Below are 20,176 nucleotides of genomic sequence, written 5' to 3' on the forward strand. Positions count from 1 at the left end.
GTTTTATCAATATTCACTTTTAACAATTAGTCGCGAGCCCGACTAATCTTACTGTGCCGAATCCCATAACTAAAGTACAGGATTAAGCCAATCACAAACCAGATGCTTGAGGCCACCCAGGTTTCCGTTGGCAGCTGCGACAACATATACAAGCAAAGCAGTGCCGAAATAATTGGAAAGACCGGATAACCCGGAACCTGATAACCGTGGTTGTTTTGAATTTCTTTATTGTGACGTAGCGGAATAATCCCAAATGAGACAAATAGGAAGGCAATCAATGTCCCGATATTAACCAAGTTGGTCAACTGATCCAAAGGAATAAAGCCGCCCATAATGGCAATGATGACAGTCACCATCATTAAACTGTTGCTGGGATTGCCTCGTTTATCAAGCTTACCCAAAAAATGTGGCAGTAAGCCATCCCGGCCGATCGAATAGATCAACCTTGACGAACTGTAAATCATTGTGACCATCATGGTAAACATCCCGGCCAACGCCCCGATGGAAATGATCCCGGCTACCCAATTCAAACGCACAAATTGTAACGCAAAGGCTACCGGATCGGCAACGTTTAATTTGGTATAGGACACCATGCCGGTTAGAACAATTGAAACACCAACATAAAGAATGGTGGCAACAATTAAAGTCCCAATGATTCCCACCGGCATATTTTTCTTAGGATTCTTCACTTCGGCAGCCGAACTGGAAACTGCATCAAAGCCCAAATAGGCAAAGAAAACCGCCGCCGCGCCGCCAAAGACACCACCTTTACTGCTACTCCAGCCGTAAGGTAAAAACGGATGCCAGTTAGTCGGCTTAACGTAAAACAGTCCAACCACAATGAACAACAGGATAATCCCAATCTTAACAAACACGATCGTATTGTTAACCCGGACCGAAGACCGCATCCCGTGGCTCAGCATCCATGAAATCAATAACACAATAATGATGGCAATCACATTCCCGTATGTCCCGGCAGCTGGGTCAAGCGGTCCTGAAATAACCTTGGGAAAATTAATATGAAATCCCTTTAAAAAAGATTGGAAATAAGCGCCCCAAGCACTTGAAACAGCTGCCACCGCCAGGACGTATTCCAAAATTAATGCCCAACCGAGCACCCAACCGATAATTTCACCGAAAACCAAGTTGCCATAAGAATAGGCACTTCCGGCTACCGGTAACGCTGATGCAAACTCAGCATAGCACATGGCCGAAGTAGAACACACAACAGCCGCAAAAATAAAGGATAGGATAATACCGGGCCCTGCTTTAGTCGCAGCCACCGTTCCTGGTAGAATGAAGATCCCAGTTCCGATAACGGCCCCAATTCCAAGAGAAATTAAATCAAGTGCCGACATTGTTTTAATAAACTTTTTATCGGTTTCAAGGTATCGATCCAATTGCTCCCGTTGGAAAATTCTTGAACCTAATGACATAAGTATGTAGCCTCCAAATAATATTAGCAATTCATTAGAATTATTATTCTATTTTAACTTTTTAATCACTAAAAATCAATTTGAAGAGAAATTACTGTAGCAATAACTAAAAAGCCGCCCTGCCATAACTTGGACCAGTTACAGGACGACTTAATAAATTGTTTTTTAGTAACTGCCACCGCCTTTAAAGCGGTCTGCACCAGAGGATCTGTATTCGCGGATCCTCTTTCTTTTACCTATATTGTATCAGATTCAAAATCCAGCTAATATTGGTTGTCAACAACGACTATTCAGTCGGCTGATGATTCTTTAATGCCCCACGTTCTCGAGTTACTGGGATGCTGATTTGAAAGATCGCCCCATGAGGATAATTGTCACGCACCTCAATTTTGCCACGATGTTGTTGAATGATAAATTTGGCAATTGCCAATCCTAAGCCATTCCCCCCAGTTTTGGCATTTCGTGATTGATCAACCCGGTAAAAACGTTCAAAGACTTGCCCCTTGTCCTTGTCTGGAATGCCAGAACCAGTGTCACTTACCGATATCAGTAGTCGACCATGTAATCGCTTGATTATCACTTCAATAGTGCCACCCGTTGGCGTATATTTTAACGCATTATCTAATAGAATGACCAAGGCTTGACGCATCAATTCCGGATCAAAAACGACCTTACCGGAAACTCGAACATCCTTCTGAAGTATTTTATGTTGGCTTTCGGCTAACGGTTGATATATTTTGAAAATTCGATTAGCCCAATCAGCGATTTCAACTGACTTAGGTTGCAGTTGAATAATGTTGGCATCCCCCCGCGACAACATTAACAACCGCTTAATAAGTGTCTGCATCTGGTTAACTTCATCCAAAGTAGTTGAAATGCTGGCCGCTTCATCCAAGATCCGTTTCTTCGGTCGAGTCAGTAAATACTCCATCTGATTTTGAATCACGGTAATCGGCGTCCTTAATTCATGAGCCGCGTCGGCACTAAATTCGCGCTGTTTCTTCCACGACACTAAAATTGGTTTCATGCTTAAACGGGATAAAATATAGGCAATTGCGATTGCCAACGCCCAAAAGAGCAGTAAGGTCATAAACAAAGATTTCTTAAAACTTTCAACTGCTAACAAGTCCGCATCGATATTTTGAAGAATTAGGACATATTTCCCCGAATAAACGGTATTGGTATTGGTAGCGGGAACTTTGATTAACAACGTCATGAAGTAATGATTGGACTGCTTAGTCCCAAACCGGGTGGTGATGACCAAGCCCTTTACTTTATTCAGATTTCTTTTTACCAATTTAATCCCTTGAAAAGCATTAAAAGCGCCCCGACCAATCATCCCGGAATTAATGATGTGGCCGTTTTTATCAAAAGCCAACGCATTGGTTCGAAAAGTGGCGTTATTAGTTGGCGGCGGTGTCGAACGGGGCCGATAGGGATGAATCTGATCGCCAGCCGCCTTGGCCTTTGCCTGACTCCTAAGAATCTCCGTTTTTTGGCCATACAAACCTGAATTAATATTTTTATCAATTGATTCTTTAAACGATAAGTAAATAATACCGCCTAAAATTGCAAAAAGCGCCGTAAAACTAACCAATTCATTGATGAAAAATTTAATCCACTGTTTTTTTGTTGCATCCTGAGCCATTTCTAGTTAAAGTCCCCCATAAGTCGCCGTTACACGCCAATTTTTTATTAAGTCAAGTTATTCTATCAGGGGAATCTTAAATCAAACTTAACGGCTAGCTTGCTTTAACCTGCCAATAACAAAAGCCTTGCTAAATCAATGATTAGCAAGGTTTTAAGGTGAACTACTATCTTTTAGTAAGAAGGGTACAGGATTTGAAGTGTAGCCGCCCCTTGCTGATATCAAGCGTTTTTTTATTACCGAATAGGGCCAGGGCACCAAAAGGGCACCAACATTTACCAAGATAAAATCAATTTTTTATAGGCAATCCCAGGCGGGGGTACATACAATTTTTATTCATGTAATCTTTCCCTTAAAGCGTCTGTTAAAACCTCGCTAAAATTAATACCGGCTTTTTGAGCTTCCTCATTTAAGTCAGCAGGAATTGTGGTGTTCTTCCTAATGGTGGGTTTTCTAATCTTACGTTTTGCTTCTTCCAAATCAACAGCAATTAGCACTACGTACTGATCCTTACTTAGTTTAACGTCTTTAACCGAACTAGCTTTAGGCAAATTGCCACGACTAACCAGAGCCAATCCCAAGGCATCATTCGCATAGTATGCTGCTTCTTCCTCATTTCGACCATAAGTAATGGCCTCAGGTACATCAGGAAATGTAACGTTAATCGCATCGACTTTTGTATCAGGTTCAAATATTGCTGGATAGACTACTGTATCTTTTTTTGCCATGATATCCCTTCCTTTTTTACGGTCATAAGATATGCCAAAGCGGCGGGGCTATTTGAGCCCTGCTTGCTTTAGTATTGATTTCTCAGTTCCAATCGGCATATCTCCTGGGTGGAAAGGAATAATAACATAATGTCCTTTGCCATCTGTGTAATGCCTGTGAGAACCAGTTTGGTGAGTCAAGTGAAACCCGTTTTTTAAAACCAGCTTCTCAATTTTCCTCGCCGTTGTTGGCATATCTTGCTCATCTCCCTTACAGTTATTATAATACATCATATGCGTCAACAAGTCAACACGCATATGCGTATTTATTTAGAAATCCATTAAGAAATTTTTGCCAATTTTGAGAGTCGTAAAAAAAGATTGCTTGGAGGATATTCTTTTTCATATCATCATTTTACGGGAAGCATGACGTAATAAAAAGCATGATGATCGTTAGCAGTTCAACGGTTATCATGCCCTAGAATTTTATAATCCCTTATGCGTGTTAAAAAAGAAGCCCGGATTTTCAAGTTATCCGAGCTTCTATCAAGTTAAGTGAAACTTATTTCATTGCTTTTTAGATTGTTTCATACAGCCTGCTTAGTAAGATCTTTTACATCAACGTTACTGTCTAAGATCCCACTATCGCCCGATAAGACCAGTTGATTCTTTTTGACATCCAACTTCATATGATCGTTTAGATAAGCACCGGAGTAACCTTTATACTGCCAATTCCCGATAGTTGTCGACAAGGTAGCGTCATAATCAGGCGTTTCAGCACCTGGGTCCACCGCGATGACATCAAAGCTGATTTCCAGTGAGCAAATGCCAACCTTGGAAAACGGCCCCACACCATCGTCCAGGCTTAGAAGGGTCCGCCGATTGTCGGGCAGCTGCCGATTCAACTTTTCAAGTGCTCGTTCTGTGATTGTTAATTTCATGATCAAGGCCTCCAATAAACTTTATCATACTCGACAATCACACTTTGTCAATCTAATTGTATACAATTAAAGTAGCTGGCCGAGCTGGTTGCTAACGTTGACTGTTACGACTTTGTTCCGGCTGTTGACCGTGATAACATTAGGAAGAGGTGATTCAAATGACAAATGAAGGAAAAATGACAACTATCGCGATTCATGCTTATGGCGATGAAAACCAACTGGTTCAACAATCGTTGGCGATCCCAACAATTAAGGACAACCAACTCTTAGTCAAAGTTCAAAGTATCGGTGTCAATCCCATTGACTGGAAAACCAGAAAGGGCTTGCGTCAAAGCCGCTACCCTTTTAATTTTCCAATCGTTCTGGGTCAGGAAATGGCGGGCACCGTTGTGAAAGTCGGCCAAAACGTCACCGATTTTAAAGTGGATGATGAAGTCATTGGCTACGGAACGCCAAGTAATCGAGGGACATACGCTGAATATTACGCCATCGATGCCGACCAAGCTGCCATCAAACCAGCCGACCTTTCCTTTGAGGAATCAGCTGGCCTTGGGTTAGCCGGCACCACTGCCTGGGAAGCTTTATTTGATGCCGGTCAATTAAAGGCTCACCAGACTGTCCTAATTCTGGCCGGCTCAGGTGGCGTTGGTTTAATGGCTATCCAATTGGCCAAGAATGCCGGTGCTCACGTTATTACAACGACCAGTGGGAAAAACATTCCGCTACTTAAACAATTAGGAGCCGATGAGGTGATCGATTACACCAAAGACCACTTTTCAACTAAGGTTTCAAACGTCGACCTGGTTTTCGATACCCTTGGCGGTGATAACCAACGGGCCGCCTTCAGAGTGGTTAAACCGGGTGGCCGAGTCATTTCAATCGTGGAAACTACTGATCAAGCAGCTACCTTAAGCGACCAGTACGGCGTTTCGTTTGAAAAGATCAACGCTCACCCCGACAAAAAAGTCATTTCATCTTTGGCCAAGATGTTCGGTGCCAAAAAGTTAATCGTTCGAGTTGCTGAAGACTTACCATTTACCGTTGAAAACGTCCGGCGCTTACACCGTGAAAGTGAAGCCGGCCACGTTGTGGGTAAATTGATTATGAATGTTAATTAGGTAGACAAAAAGGCCAGCTGATTACTCAGCTGACCTTTTTAACGGTACCCATGCAACTGCATGAATAGACTTCTTGGACTCCACAATCCGCTGAAGTCAGGCACCACAAATCCGTGCTTAAAATGTGCCCCGTTATCTAAAAATATCACCTAGTCGCTTGCGCGAACAGCATAATGCTGCGTGATCTTTCTCGACTCATCGCATCCTTTAATTATGCCACAAACCATCTCAAAAAACAACCTACTTCTTTTCAGCAACTTTCTTAGTAGTCCTTTTTCTAGTCTTCGTCTTTGCTTGGGCTTTCTTGGTCGTTGTCTTCGATTTGGCTTTAGCTTTCGGCTTAGCCTTGGCTTTCTTCTCATCGGCTTCTTTTTCTGCTTGAGTCTTCATGTTTTCCTGAACAGCGGCTAAATGATCGGCAACCCAATCATTCATCATTGGCAGGTATTGCGCCATGTGATCAAGGTAATCATGAGCTGAAGCGACTTCATCAATTCGCAAACCGGAAACATTAACGTATGGCGAACTCATCACAATGTATACATTAACCGGTAATCGATCCTCATCCGAAATCATTTTATCAATTCGCTTGATATCTTGTAATGGTAAGTTGATCAGGTTAGTTTCCAACCTGATCACCACATCCGTATCACTCACTTGGATTTCGCCGTACCCAAGCTTCCCAAGGTTTAATTGCTCCTCTACATAATCATAAACGGCTGCCATAGTCTCATCGGGATGAGCAACCAGTTTTGCCAGAGTCGCTTTAATTGTTTTATGTTCAAGCTTCTCATCCATCACATCTGCAATGAAACTCGTTACATCTCTATCCAAATTCTTTCACCTATTTCTTTAATTGTTTGTTTTTATTAAGTTGCTTTGCCAGTATCTCCCGTTGAAAAATACCTCTAAGCTTAAAGGCTAGGATAAACCAATAAAAATTAATAATCACGCCAAACGCACTTAGCATCGCCATGATCAGCTTCACAATAATGTTTGCATCGCTCCCCGTAAACATCGTTGTTAACATGCCGACAAAGCCGACTGTATAAATGGCTACTACGACCGCCATCAAATAATAACTGAGCCTAACTTTTAAATAGGCCAGCAAAATCGTTGCCAGGTAAAAAACGCTTGCCAAAATTGTCACTCTAACCGCTTCAGAAAGCCTAACTGGTCGATCAAGCCGCATAAATCCCAACGTCATTAGCCAGTTGACTAGTAGAAAAAAGACTAGTGAAATGATCGCCCAGTAAATAACCTTCTTTTCTTCATTTTTCAAAAATAATCCTCCAATAATTCCAATAAAAAAAGATAAACTCAATTAGAATTTATCTTCATTCTGACACTTTCAGTTTAACGTATTTATAAGTTTTAGAAAAGCATATTCAAAAAATCTTCTTCCGGAATGCCGGTAAAGTATTGATTCAGATCAACATCTTTCAATGCGTTGGCAACGTCTGAGCGTTCGAATCGAACACCCTTTAATTTATCTGCCAATTCACCAACATCCTTTGGTCCAAAGAAATCTCCGAAGAAGGTGACGTTTGAGATCTTGCCATCATCAACTTGGAAGCGAGCATCGATCGTCCCGTTCGTAAAGTGTTGACGTTTCTTAACCGTAAACTCAGGTGAATTACCATAAACCCAATTCCAGTTATTGTAAACATCGTCAAAAATCTTGTCAATGCCCTTTTTATCTTCATCGGTCAAATGATACTCCCGATCCTTAATTTTCGATAAATCATCAACGTGGAAGAGTTCTTTTAGTAGTCGATCACGAAATTCCGGAGTCGTTAGGTCTTGATATTCAGGTGAAAGATACGGCTTCAAATTAGTAACCCGGGAACGAACAGATTTAATTCCTTTTGACTTGATTTTATCTTCTGGAACCGTCAGTGCCTTGGGAATCACCGACAGATCAACATCCAGCATTAATGTCCCGTGGGAGAAAGTCTTGCCATTCTTCGTGTACATGGCATTCCCGGAGAATTTCTTACCATCGACCAGAATATCGTTTCGGCCACTAACTTCCGCAGAAGTGGCGCCCATGTCATGCAAAGCATCGACGACCGGTTGAACGAAGGACTTAAAGTCACCAAATTCCTCGCTGTCACTGTCAACTACGAAGCTAAAGCACAAGTTACCAAGATCCTGATAAACGGCGCCACCACCGGAGAGCCGCCGCGTCACCACGATGCCGTGCTCATCAACGTACTTCTTGTTGATTTCTTCAAGCGTATTCTGATTTCGGCCGACAATGATACATGGGCCTTCAATATAAAACAGTAACAAAGGTTCATCAAAGTTAATTTCATTCATCAAATACTGTTCGGTTGCTAAATTGCGGCGAATGTCGTTGGATTTCATGACGTAGTAATACATAACAAGAATAACCCCTTTTCATTTATACTTTCACAAGACAATGGTAGCACCTCACGTAAGCGATTACAATCACAAACTGTCTTTCACTGATTCCTTAGTAAAAAGACCATTTTCAGCAGTTTTTGACGTCAATTGTGAATTATTTATTTTGAGCCGTTAATTCCAAATCTTCTTTTCCGGCGTCCAATCGCTGGGTTACGCACACTGTTGATTACAACCAGCGCCAATAATGTTATAGTTAAGGTAAGAACAAATCGATGACGGGGTGATCACATGGAAGACCAAAATTATAAAAACATCCTTGTACCAGTTGACGGTTCAGCCGTCACCAATTCAGTATTAAACCGAGCAATTTCCGTTGCACTAGCTAATCATGCACACTTAGACATCTTAAACATTTTGGAAGTCAACCAATTTAATCAAACTTATGGAAGTGCCGTAAGTGGTGACGTTGTTTTCAAATTAACTGAAAATACAGAAGATAAACTGAAAGAAATGAAACAGAAAGCTTTGGATGCCGGCGTTAAAGATGTTAACATCCACATTCGGTTTGGTAATCCCAAGCCAATCATTGCGCGAGAATTTCCTCATGATCATGATACAGATGTCATTGTGATCGGCTCTACTGGATTAAGCGCGGTTGAGCGATTAATCATTGGTTCCGTTACCAGTTACGTAACCCGAACCGCAATTTGCGATGTCTTAATCGTTCGGTCCAAGAACGATCCTAAGCAACCAAAATAACTTTTTAATATTAAAAATGCAGAAACCGGGCCAATTATCGGTCCGGTTTCTTTCAGTCTGAACTAAGCGAGGTATTAGCCAACCGTGCAAACCAAATGGACTTTTGAAGCTCCCGTTCCCCAAATGATGGACGGCCAATCACTGCGTAATCTGCTCCACCAACACTGGTTACTCCCCAAACATCTAATTTTTAGTTTGCGATCCAACAAACGCGTATTAGTAAACGGCCATTACTTGCCAGTGAATTTTCCAGTTCATGATGACGATAAAATAGAGATGACATTTTTACCAGCTGATTTTCGCAATCCATTTCCTAATGTGATACCAGATTCAGCCGCTAACTTGGCAATCCTTTACGAGGATCATAACCTGATTGTCGTTAACAAACGTAGAGGCGACAAAACCCATCCCAATCAACCGGGAGAAGTTGGCGCTACGATTAACCATCTGGCCGCTTACTTGGCACCCCAAGACACTTTACCTTATATGATTCACCGCTTGGATCAGGAAACCAGCGGCGCTATCTTATTTGCGAAAAATCCGGTAGTGGTGCCACCACTGGTTGCCAATTTGGCAGCCAAACGTATTCAGCGAACTTATTTGGCTTGGGTGACGGGCACCGAAATCCCAGATCAGGGAACCATTAAGTTACCAATCGGCCGAGATCCTCAAGATCAACGCAAACGAAAAGTTAATGGAGTGGCAGCCGTGCCTGCATTAACGCACTATCAAGCCATTCAAAAATTAGCCGGCGACACGTTGTTAGCCATTCAATTAGCGACTGGCCGGACCCACCAAATTCGGGTACATTTCGCTGCGATCGGCCACCCACTAGTTGGTGACCCATTGTATGCCCCGGACGACAAACAGCCATTTTTACTACTCCATTCATGGAAAATTATTTTACCATTGCCCTTCAGCGAAAAAGCAATTACCGTCACTGCCCCATTACCGCCACATTTTACTAATTTTCGATCGTCATTGTTGGGTTAGCAAGTCAATTATCAATCTCGTTAACTGCAATTGCTCTGTAAGTCCCTTATACTTAGAGGAAAGTATTCAATTCAAGGAGGAGACTCGACTCATGACAAATCACATTTTGGCAACTCATTCGGCTACTCAGCTCACAAACCTGATTCGCAATCACCAAGTTTCACGCATTGACCTGGTGAACGACCTATTGACCACAATTAAGCAAGAAAACTCTCAGCTTAATGCGGTGACTCATCTATGGCCGGAGCGGGCCTTAAAAATGGCAACCGACTTCGAGGACCATGGCCAACCGTTTGCCGGCGTGCCAATTCTTTTAAAAGGGCTTGGCCAATCGTTTAAGGGTGAAATTGATTCCGGCAGTTCTCATTTACTTCGAGACTACATCGCGCCTAAGACCAATAACTTTGTCAAGAGACTTTTAGACGCCGGCTTGATCCCAGTTGGTGAAACCAATGCGCCGGAATTTGGTTTTAAAAATGTTACTGATTCAAGTCTGTATGGTAACGCTCATAATCCTTGGAATCTTGAGTACCAACCAGGTGGTTCTTCTGGCGGTTCCGCTGCGGCAGTCAGTGCTAACTGGTTGCCCATCGCTGCCGGTAACGATGGTGGGGGCTCCATCCGAATCCCGTCGTCTTTTTCCGGCACGATTGGCTTAAAGCCGACTCGCGGCCGCGTGCCAACCGGTCCAGATGAGTGGCGCGGTTGGCAGGGCGCTTCGATTAACTTTGCGATTACCAGAAGTATTCAGGATACTGCCAAGCTATTGGACGCTTTAGCCGTTGTCCAAATGGCCGCACCATTTCAAGTCCCACTGCCAGAACACGATTTTGAAAGTACGTTGAATGAATTATCCAAACAGCCTAAAATTGCTTTTTCAACCCATTCACCCGTCAACACCCCAGTTTCCGATGAAGCTAAAGCAGCCGTTAAAGAAGCCGTCACTTTTTTGGAAAATCAGGGATATGCAGTGACTGAAGCCCAAGTACCCGTTGACGGTGTTCAACTCATGCAGACCTATTACACAATGAACGCTGGTGAAACCGCGACGATGTTTGCCAACATGCACCTTGATGATCAGACCATTCACGATAACGTTGAGCCACTAACCTGGGCACTCAATGTGGCCGGTAAGACCGTTTCAGCCGTTCAATACAGCCAAGCGTTGGCCTTTTGGGATCAGGTTGCCGCAGCCATGGATCAGTTTACTAATCAATACGATCTTTACCTAACTCCGACGACTGCCTATCAGGCGCCCAGAATTGACCAGCAATTGGTTTCCAAGGAAAACATGGCAAAGTTGCTTAATATTAGCTCGTTTTCGCCAACTGAACGTCTCCAAATTATTTGGGATCAGTGGCTGCCCGCGCTAACCATCTCACCCTTTACTCAACTTGCCAATATCAGTGGTCAGCCGGCAATTAGCTTACCAACCTACGTTGGCGATAACGGGTTACCAATCGGGATCCAAGTTATGGCTAAAAAGGGACGTGAAGATTTACTATTACAAGTTGGTCATCTATTCGAAGAAGCTCAAAAGCTTAAATTCAAAGCATAGAATTTTTTAATAAGTCCACAAAAAGACGGAAAACGCGATGTTTTCCGTCTTTTTTGGGTTTTAGTAATTAATAGTTAATTGAATTACTTGTTGAGTGGTTCCCAATTCCATGATGTTACTTCTGGAAGGTCAGTACCAACCTCACGGATGTAACGATTATGCTTCTCAACAATGTTGTTCATACGTTGGATGAAGTAGCCACCCTTAACAGCGTATGAAGGAACATTCCGGATAGCATCCGCAGCTAAGTGGAAACGATCCAATTCGTTCAGAACACGCATGTCAAATGGTGTCGTAATATCACCATTTTCACGATAACCGTGAACGTGAAGGTTGTGGTTGTGACGATCGAAGAAGATATCCTTGATCATATCTTCGAAACCATGCCATGCAAAGATGACTGGTTTGTCAGTTGTGAACAAGTTATCGAATTCTTCATCACTTAAGCCACGAGGATCCTTCTTAGGTGAGTTCAACTTCAAGATGTCAACAACATTGATGAAGCGAATCTTCAAGTCTGGGAATTCTTTATTCAAGATTGAGATAGCAGCCAAGGCTTCCAAGTTAGGTTCGCTACCAGCGGCAGCAAAGACAACATCAGGTTCTTGACCTTGATCAGTTGATGCCCAGTCAATATAACCGAGACCATTCTTAACCAAGTTTTGAGCTTCATCCATTGAGTACCACTGACGACGTGGGTGCTTGGATGTCACAATCAAGTTGATCTTTTCGTAAGTTCTGAAGGCAACGTCACCAACAGCTAATAATTCGTTAGCATCAGCTGGCAAGTATTCACGAATGAACTCAGGCTTCTTTTCAGCCAAATGAGTTAACATCCCTGGATCTTGGTGGGTGTAACCATTATGATCTTGTTGGAAAACAGTTGATGTATCAACAAAGTTCAATGATGGGTAATCTTTTCTCCAGTATTGTTCTGAAGCTTTACGCAACCACTTGAAGTGTTGAGTCAACATTGAATCAACTACTCGTCCGAATGATTCGTAAGTTGCGAAGAAGCCGTGACGACCAGTCAGAATGTAGCCTTCAAGCCAACCTTCTGCTTGATGTTCTGAAAGTTGTGAATCAATCACCCGGCCATGGTTGGCAAGATCTTCATCATAAGGTTCATGAATGTCTTCCATCCACTGACGCTTGTCGTTATCAAGCAAGCTGTAGAGACGGTTAGACTTAGTTTCATCAGGACCGAAGCCACGGAAAGTTGTTGGGTTCAATTGAGCCACAGCATCCAACCACTTGGACCATTCGATCATATCCTGACGTTGGTCAACACCACGCTTGTCAAATTTAACTTCGAAGTCACGAACGTTAGGCAGCTTCAATGGTTCCGGCTTGATCCCACCGTTTGTAATCGGGTTAACTGACATGCGTCGATCGCCTTTAGGGGCAACTTCACGAATTTCCGGCTTCAAAGTGCCATTTTCGTCAAATAATTCTTCAGGCTTGTATGACTTCAACCAATCAACTAATTCATCGGCATGTTCCATATCATTTGCGTCAACCGGAATTGGCACTTGGTGAGCACGGAATGAGCCTTCGATTGGGTTACCGTCAAGATCCTTCTTAGGACCAGTCCAGCCTTTAGGTGAACGGAAGATGATCATTGGCCATACTGGCAATTTAACATTGTCAGGTGTTTCGTTTTCACGAGCATTCTTTTGAATGGACTTGATCTTTTCAATAACAGTATCCAATGTCTTAGCAAATTCTGCTTCAACTTCTGCATGATCAGTGTCAGCAGTTGCTTCAACAAAGTGAGCTTCCCAGCCCATTCCCTTGAAGTAATCCTTCAAGTCTTCGTCACTCATTCGTGAAAGAATGGTTGGGTTGGAAATCTTGAATCCGTTCATGTTAATGATCGGCAAAACAGCACCGTCAGTAATTGGGTTGATAAACTTGTCTGAGAACCATGATGCAGCCAATGGACCAGTTTCTGATTCACCATCACCAATTTCAACAGCAGCGATTACATCCGGGTTATCCAAGATAGCACCGGTACCGTGTGAAAGTGAGTAGCCAAGTTCGCCACCTTCGTGGATTGAACCCGGAGTTTCCGGAGCAGCATGGGAAGCCACACCACCTGGGAATGAGAATTGTTTGAATAACTTCTGCATACCCTTTTCATCTTGAGAGATATTCGGATAAATATCTGAATAACTGCCATCAAGATATGAGTTGGAAACCATTACTTGGCCACCATGACCTGAACCTTCAATATAGAACATGTTCAAATCATATTTGTTGATGGCACGGTTCAATTGAGCGTAGATAAAGTTTTGAGAAACAATTGTCCCCCAGTGACCAATCGGCTTGATCTTAACGTCATCTGACTTCAAAGGACGCTTGAGCAATGGATTGTCACGCAAGTATAACTGACCTACTGAAAGGTAATTAGCGGCACGCCAGTACTTGTCCAGAAGATCCAAATATTCTTTGGAATCGTAATCTACTGTCATTAATTAACACTCCTTCTAAGATTTAACAACAAAGCTACTGTATAGAATGTTCGTAAAATTCATCAATTAGCCTGATCAATTTACAACATTAATACTACACTATTTTTTCTAATAGTCAACCTTTTAGCAAATTGATACGGTCCAATTAAAATCGTCTAAAAATCCTATACTTGTCTGCCATTATGAGTGATTCATCAAAATTAGTCCACTAAAAAGTCAAATTTGTAACAATTTTTTCAAAATTTTTTCCAAAATAAAACACCACCCAATTTTAGTTGGATGATGTTGGCTGAACTCACAATAATTTCAATTTGATTTTAACGATTTTCATTGAGATCGACGAACGTATTGTAGTTTAAATATTTATAATGCAGTCGCATATTCGAAACCTCAAACGGGGTGCCATCATCCAAGAAGAAAATCCCTTCCATTACACCCACCGGTTCAACCGGCTTAAGATGAAGCAGTTCTTGATCCTCTTTATTGGATGGTGTCGTGGTAATCGTCATAAACGATTTTGTCACCGATTTGCCGGTAGTCTCCTCAAAGTAGTTGAAGATCGATCCCTCGACGCGTTCCCGATTCAAATCCGGTACCACTTTAATCGGTATGTAACCTAATTCAATCATGAACGGCTTATCTTCAAAAGTCCGCAGACGCTTAATCTCATAAACAAAATCACCAGGATCCAAAAACAATTCAGTCTGCATCTCTTTGCTGGCCGGAATGACATTAAAGTCCAGCAAGCGGATTTTAGGAATCTTGCCATCACTCTTGAAGCTGTCAGTCACACCAAGGTTGGACCCCTCATATTGAAAAATAGAGCGATTTTTTTGGTATAGCGGATTGATGAAGGTGCCCGATCCCCGTTTTTTAAAAATAATTCCTTGATTTGCCAAAACATTCAAGGCTCGTTTAACTGAGCTGCGGCTTACACCATAAGATTCACTTAGACTACGCTCATCTGGCAGGCGCTTAGAATCGAACTCGTTCTTTTTAATCCGATTTTTTAAATCCTTCATGATGTTTTGATACACTAAATCAGCCATTGTTTCTCCTTCATTCAATCAGTCGTTCGTTAACATTAATTACAAAGTATACCAGATTTTCATTACAAAATGTATGCCATTCAAAACTGGCGACTAAAACCAACCTTATTTTGTCCCTTTAAGACCCAAAATGAGTTTCCCTCGATCCAAATTAAGATCCCAAAAATATTCTACACTACAATTCAGTCATCACGAAACTTTTTCGCGTCCTTCAGCAATCAATTCCCGTTCAAATTAGCGCCAACACTCATCAGCCGATGTGATAAAATGTGAATGAGGTGTCGGATATGTCAAAAAAGAAACGCAAACGAGTTCATAAAACATTAGTTGAACAAATCTTGGATAAACATCAGATTCCCTTTGAGCAAATGACTTTTCCAACTCATCAGGAGGGTGACGTTGAACAAATCAGCGTTGATCATTTGGATCAGGATGAACATCAAATCTTTAAAACATTGGTCTTGAGTGGAAAAACGACCGGTCCGGTTGTTGGAGTAATCCCGGTTGATGAACATTTGGACGAAAAGAAGTTAGCCAAAGCATCCGGAAATAAAAAAGTTAACATGGTTCCCCTCAAAGACCTGCTGAAAACAACCGGTTATCAGCACGGGGCTAATACCCCGATCGGTATCTGGGAGAAATTCAAGTATCCCATTTATATTGATCAAGAAGCTCAAAAAATGGGAAAAATCATCGTTTCTTCCGGACAAATCGGCCGTTCAGTTAAAGTTGACGCTGAACAGATGCGTCAATTAGTCCACGGCACGTTTACCGATTTAAAGGAAGAGTAATCAATGCTGAAAATAATACTCCTCAATATCGGAATGGTCCTCGGAAGCACGATTGTGGGACCATTCTTTTTTGTTTATCTGCTGGCCACAATTAACCACAATACTAAAGCAATGATTGCCAGTCGATTCGGGACCGGGGGACAGCTGATCTTTGGCTTCTTAGGCATCATTCTCCATGAAACCAGCCATTTGCTTGTGGCGATCATCTTTGGTCACCACATTCGCTCCGTTCGATTGATCAGACGACCAACCATTGATAATCCATCCCTCGGCTACGTTAATCATACCTGGCGAGCCGATAGTCTTTATCAAAAAATCGGCAATCTATTTATCGGCATCGCCCCAATTTTTGGCTGTTGCACCATTATTCTACTATTGGCTAAATGGTTGCTGCCGGATATCTATTCTCAATTAATCGTGTTAACCCAACGCCCTCTTTCACAGCTTTACCTCACTTGGCCCACCTTTGATTGGGGAAATCTGCTAATCTTTGGGCTATTAACAATCAATATCTGCATTGGCGGCTTTGATTTAAGCACAGCTGACTATCAAAACGCCACACAGGGGTTGGTTGCCACAATTCTGCTATTAATTGTTTTGACGATTCTTATTTCAGGATTGCCATTCGGTGACACTATTCAAAGAGCCGGCATGCATTTTACAAAAATTTTGATGGTTATTTCCAGCTTTAACCTTATGATTTCAATCATCTTAAACCTCAGTTTCAGGCTACTCTAATTCAGGCTTGGCCATTCCATTCATCCATAAATTCGTTGAGAAAGGCCAACATCACTTGTTGCCGATGCTCAGCCAACTTTTTCGCAGTCGGCGTGTTCATCTGATCCTTTAGTTTTAATAATTTCTCATAAAAATGATTAATTACCGTTCCCCGTTTTCGATACTCCGACTTGTCCAAATTCGTTCTGGGCATCACGTGGGGATTATACATTGTCTCACCAAAGTGGCCGCCAAAATAAAAGGTTCTGGCAATCCCAATTGCACCAATGGCATCCAAGCGATCCGCGTCCTGAACAATCTGACCTTCTAATGATAGTTGATAATGATGTTTTAAATTATCACTAAACGACATGTGGTCAATAATGTCAAAAACTTGGTTAATGAATGGCTGATCATACCCAATTTCAATCAACTTACCAATGATTGCCTGTCGTTTAGCCGCTGGATTGGTCGTCACCTTATCATCACTGACATCATGAAGGTACGCGGCAACCAAGACCAGCTGTTCATCAGCCGGTTCAGTTTTTAAAATGGTTTGAGCCAGGCTGACCACCCGCATAATATGGGTGTAATCGTGGCCTGACGTTTCGTATCCCAGTTCTTGTTTCACGAAATCTTGAATTCTGCGAAGTTCCCGAATCATACTTTTCCTCATTTCCAAATTAATAAGACACTTCAAAAAGTTTAAACCCATAAAAATGAGTGACCCAGACAGCATCTTACTTGTCTAAGTCACCCATTTTAACATACTAATTTTAAGCTTCTATGATTTGTTGATTTGTTCTTTATTCTAGCAAACTTATTTCTCGACGCCTTGACCATCATAATCGTCTATCATGATTTGTTTTAAATCAGCGATCAACGGTTCCTTCGGGTTGGCAGTCGTGCATTGATCTTCGTAAGCCAAAACTGACAACCGATCAACGGCCGAATCAAATTTATCTTTATCAACGCCCCAGGCTTTCAAGCTCAAGGTAACCCCAACGGAATGAGCCAAGTCAATAATTTTTTGAACCAAGCCTTCAATTAACGCCTCGTCATCCTTACCCTGAATCCCAACGTAGCGGGCAATCTCAGCGTAATCCTTGTTAGCGCGGAAGTATTCATATTTCGGCCAAACGGCAATTTTTTCCGGCAATTTGGCGTTAAAGCGAATCACGTGCGGCAAGGTGATGGCAATTGCAATCCCGTGGGTAAGGCCAAATTCACCGCCCAGTTTGTGGGCAACGGAATGAGTAATCCCTAAAAAGGCATTTCCAAAGGCCATTCCGGCAAGTGTCGCTGCATTGTGCATTTCTTCACGGGCGTGGGCATCCCCATTATATGACTTGGTCAAATTATCAAAGACCAGCTTGATCGCCTGCAATGACAACGGCCGTGTGTAATCGGAAGCCATTACTGAAACAAAGGATTCAATGCCGTGGCAAAGGGTGTCCAGTCCGGAAGCGGCAACAGTCCCCTTTGGAACAGTTTGGACAAATTGCGGATCAACAATCGCCACATCCGGTGTCAAGGCATAATCTGCCAACGGGTACTTGACGTGCGTCTTGGAATCCGTAATGACAGCGAACGGTGTGACTTCTGAACCGGTACCGGAAGTCGTCGGAATCGCAATCATTTGTGCTTTGCGGGGCTTGTTAAAGCGGTAAGCCCGTTTTCTGATATCGATGAATTTCTGTTTGGCGCCAAAGAAACTGGTTGAGGGATCCTCATAGAATAACCACATGTTCTTGGCAGCATCTAGTGGTGACCCACCGCCAAGTGCAATGATGGTATCCGGTTTGAAGGCCCGCATCTGAGCAACCCCTTTTTCAACAGTATCCGTTGTTGGATCAGGCTCCACGTCGGCGAAAAGAGAATACTCAATTTCATTTGGGCGACGTTTTAATTCATCCAAAACGGTATCTACATAACCATGTTCAACCATGCCGGGTGTTGTCACGATGAAGACTTTGTTAATCCCAGGCATGTCGTCAAGGTAACGAATTGACGTTTTTTCAAAGTAAACTCGTGGTAATTTAACCCATTGCATATTATTTCGTCTCTTTGCGATTGTTTTGATGTTCAATAAGTCATAGTCGGTCACATTATGAGAAATCGAGTTGGCACCCCATGAACCGGTTCCCAACGTTAATGATGGGGTCATTTCGTTATAGAGGTTACCGATGCCACCGAAACCACCGGGTGTGTTGACCAATACTCGAGCAGCTTTCATTTTAACGCCAAATTTAAGAGCAATGTCATCATCCGTCGTTTGAATGGCCGCGGTATGACCCAAGCCACCATAATTCAAAAGCTGTTCAGCAATTGAGAAGGCATCTTCATGACTCTTGGCTTTGTAGATACTGATCACTGGACTTAATTTTTCACCTGACAATGGATACTTGGCACCAATTCCTGTCATTTCAGCTGCCAGAACTTTTGTGTTGTCCGGTACTTTGAGACCAGCCATTTTTGCAATTTCCTTAGCTGATTTACCAGCGATTGGGCCACGAACCCCGCCACGTTTTGGATCAAACATGGCTTCTGCCAATTTCGGTTGATCCTTTTTGGCAACAAAGAAGACGCCGTTTTTAATGAAGTTTTCTTTCACATCATCGTAAATTTCATTATCAATGATGGCACTGTTTTCAGTGGCACAAATCATGCCGTTATCAAACGTTTTTGAAAGGACAATGTCGTTAACTGCCCGCAAAATATTGGCAGTTCTTTCAATGTAGACCGGGCCGTTCCCCGGGCCAACACCCAACGCCGGTTTGCCAGTTGAATAAGCAGCTTTAACCATGCCTGGACCACCGGTAGCAAGCGTACTTGCGACTCCTGGATGATTGATTAATTTATTGGTTGCTTCAATGCTGGGTTCTTCAATCCACTGAATGGCGCCTTCTGGTGCTCCGGCAGCGATTGCGGCGTCACGAACTACTTTGGCTGCGGCAACGGATGATTTCATTGCCTGTGGGTGAAAACTGAAAATAATTGGGTTACGAGTTTTCATCGCAATAATTGATTTGAACAGTGTCGTTGAAGTCGGGTTGGTAACGGGTGTAATCCCGGCTAAAACGCCTAGTGGTTCGGCAACGGTAATTAATTGGCGTTCCCGATCATCTTTGATGACACCAACCGTTTTGTGGTCACGAATGCTGTGCCAAATTTCTTCGGTCGCGTACATATTTTTAATCGCTTTGTCTTCAGCAACTCCCCGGCCGGTTTCTTCAGCGGCCATGATAGCTAAATCCATGTGTTTGTCTTGACCGGCCATCACCATTTCATGGGTAATGTGGTCAACTTTTTTCTGGTCAAATGAATCCATGATTTCAAGGGCTTTTTGGGCTTTTGAAACTAACTTGTTGATCATGTCGTCAACGTTGGTTTTTACTGGTTTAGTTGGTTTGAGTTCTTTTACCTTATTTTCAATCATTAGTTAGCCTCCGTGAAAATGCTTTTTGAAAAAATCTTTGTTATCTATTTCACAAAAATAACTATACCACGAATTTTTTAATTGTAAATACTTTTGTTCAACAAATCACAATTTAATTTTCATTTCATTACATCCCTTGTCACTCAAGCAAGGACGAAAAAAGAGCCCGAATAGTG

At 42.5% G+C, this 20,176-nt stretch carries 18 protein-coding genes; 6 read left to right on the forward strand and 12 right to left on the reverse strand.

The window, feature by feature from the left end; translation table 11 throughout:
* Positions 1-26: 26 nt before the first annotated feature.
* The 5 genes from ED605_RS00810 to ED605_RS00830 all read right to left on the reverse strand — a co-directional run bounded on the left by ED605_RS00810 (position 27) and on the right by ED605_RS00830 (position 4,732).
* Positions 27-1,436, reverse strand: a complete 1,410-nt coding sequence (locus tag ED605_RS00810; protein ID WP_121977039.1) for an APC family permease — start codon at positions 1,434-1,436, stop codon at positions 27-29.
* 286 nt (positions 1,437-1,722) lie between these two features.
* Positions 1,723-3,084: a sensor histidine kinase gene (locus ED605_RS00815; RefSeq protein WP_121977040.1), complete on the reverse strand. Its 1,362-nt coding sequence runs from the start codon at positions 3,082-3,084 to the stop codon at positions 1,723-1,725.
* Between the two features lie 332 nt (positions 3,085-3,416).
* Positions 3,417-3,812: a type II toxin-antitoxin system CcdA family antitoxin gene (locus ED605_RS00820; RefSeq protein WP_121977041.1), complete on the reverse strand. Its 396-nt coding sequence runs from the start codon at positions 3,810-3,812 to the stop codon at positions 3,417-3,419.
* Between the two features lie 48 nt (positions 3,813-3,860).
* Positions 3,861-4,046: a type II toxin-antitoxin system HicA family toxin gene (locus ED605_RS00825; protein WP_121977042.1), complete on the reverse strand. Its 186-nt coding sequence runs from the start codon at positions 4,044-4,046 to the stop codon at positions 3,861-3,863.
* 332 nt (positions 4,047-4,378) lie between these two features.
* Entirely contained in the window at positions 4,379-4,732 is a 354-nt protein-coding gene (locus ED605_RS00830) for an iron-sulfur cluster biosynthesis family protein (protein ID WP_121977043.1), read from the reverse strand.
* 158 nt (positions 4,733-4,890) lie between these two features.
* Here ED605_RS00830 and ED605_RS00835 point away from each other — a divergent pair, with 158 nt between their 5' ends.
* Complete coding sequence (locus ED605_RS00835) at positions 4,891-5,850, forward strand: NADP-dependent oxidoreductase (protein WP_121977044.1); 960 nt, start codon at positions 4,891-4,893, stop codon at positions 5,848-5,850.
* Between the two features lie 240 nt (positions 5,851-6,090).
* Here ED605_RS00835 and ED605_RS00840 read toward each other — a convergent pair whose 3' ends face one another.
* The 3 genes from ED605_RS00840 to lplA form a co-directional block, all read right to left on the reverse strand.
* On the reverse strand, positions 6,091-6,684 hold the full coding sequence (locus ED605_RS00840) for a hypothetical protein (protein WP_225419009.1): 594 nt from the start codon (positions 6,682-6,684) through the stop codon (positions 6,091-6,093).
* A gap of 10 nt (positions 6,685-6,694) precedes the next feature.
* Complete coding sequence (locus ED605_RS00845; RefSeq protein WP_121977045.1) at positions 6,695-7,132, reverse strand: hypothetical protein; 438 nt, start codon at positions 7,130-7,132, stop codon at positions 6,695-6,697.
* Positions 7,133-7,224: 92 nt separating this feature from the next.
* Positions 7,225-8,235: a lipoate--protein ligase gene (lplA, locus tag ED605_RS00850; RefSeq protein WP_121977046.1), complete on the reverse strand. Its 1,011-nt coding sequence runs from the start codon at positions 8,233-8,235 to the stop codon at positions 7,225-7,227.
* A 273-nt stretch (positions 8,236-8,508) separates the two neighbouring features.
* On the opposite strand from lplA, the gene ED605_RS00855 reads away from it, so the two are divergent.
* The 3 genes from ED605_RS00855 (at position 8,509) to ED605_RS00865 (ending at position 11,530) form a co-directional block, all read left to right on the forward strand.
* Positions 8,509-8,979: a universal stress protein gene (locus ED605_RS00855; protein ID WP_121977047.1), complete on the forward strand. Its 471-nt coding sequence runs from the start codon at positions 8,509-8,511 to the stop codon at positions 8,977-8,979.
* Positions 8,980-9,063: 84 nt separating this feature from the next.
* The gene (locus ED605_RS00860; protein WP_121977048.1) at positions 9,064-9,972 is read left to right on the forward strand and encodes an RluA family pseudouridine synthase; all 909 of its coding nucleotides are present in this window, start codon (positions 9,064-9,066) and stop codon (positions 9,970-9,972) included.
* Between the two features lie 91 nt (positions 9,973-10,063).
* On the forward strand, positions 10,064-11,530 hold the full coding sequence (locus ED605_RS00865; protein WP_121977049.1) for an amidase: 1,467 nt from the start codon (positions 10,064-10,066) through the stop codon (positions 11,528-11,530).
* Positions 11,531-11,613: 83 nt separating this feature from the next.
* Here ED605_RS00865 and ED605_RS00870 read toward each other — a convergent pair whose 3' ends face one another.
* Together ED605_RS00870 and ED605_RS00875 are read right to left on the reverse strand one after the other, a co-directional pair.
* On the reverse strand, positions 11,614-14,004 hold the full coding sequence (locus tag ED605_RS00870; RefSeq protein WP_121977050.1) for a phosphoketolase family protein: 2,391 nt from the start codon (positions 14,002-14,004) through the stop codon (positions 11,614-11,616).
* 317 nt (positions 14,005-14,321) lie between these two features.
* Complete coding sequence (locus ED605_RS00875; protein WP_121977051.1) at positions 14,322-15,053, reverse strand: GntR family transcriptional regulator; 732 nt, start codon at positions 15,051-15,053, stop codon at positions 14,322-14,324.
* 287 nt (positions 15,054-15,340) lie between these two features.
* Between ED605_RS00875 and ybaK the strand changes: the two genes are divergently transcribed.
* Both ybaK and ED605_RS00885 read left to right on the forward strand, forming a co-directional pair.
* Positions 15,341-15,844: a Cys-tRNA(Pro) deacylase gene (gene ybaK / locus ED605_RS00880; RefSeq protein WP_121977052.1), complete on the forward strand. Its 504-nt coding sequence runs from the start codon at positions 15,341-15,343 to the stop codon at positions 15,842-15,844.
* Positions 15,845-15,847: 3 nt separating this feature from the next.
* A complete protein-coding gene (locus ED605_RS00885) occupies positions 15,848-16,582 on the forward strand; it encodes a hypothetical protein (protein ID WP_121977053.1) in 735 nt (244 codons plus the stop codon).
* A 1-nt stretch (position 16,583) separates the two neighbouring features.
* Here ED605_RS00885 and ED605_RS00890 read toward each other — a convergent pair whose 3' ends face one another.
* Complete coding sequence (locus ED605_RS00890) at positions 16,584-17,225, reverse strand: HD domain-containing protein (protein WP_370824323.1); 642 nt, start codon at positions 17,223-17,225, stop codon at positions 16,584-16,586.
* A 156-nt stretch (positions 17,226-17,381) separates the two neighbouring features.
* On the reverse strand, positions 17,382-20,000 hold the full coding sequence (adhE, locus tag ED605_RS00895) for a bifunctional acetaldehyde-CoA/alcohol dehydrogenase (RefSeq protein WP_121977054.1): 2,619 nt from the start codon (positions 19,998-20,000) through the stop codon (positions 17,382-17,384).
* Between the last annotated feature and the right edge of the window lie 176 nt (positions 20,001-20,176).

It is taken from the genome of Lentilactobacillus raoultii, assembly GCF_900411375.1.
Taxonomy (GTDB): Bacteria; Bacillota; Bacilli; order Lactobacillales; family Lactobacillaceae; genus Lentilactobacillus; species Lentilactobacillus raoultii.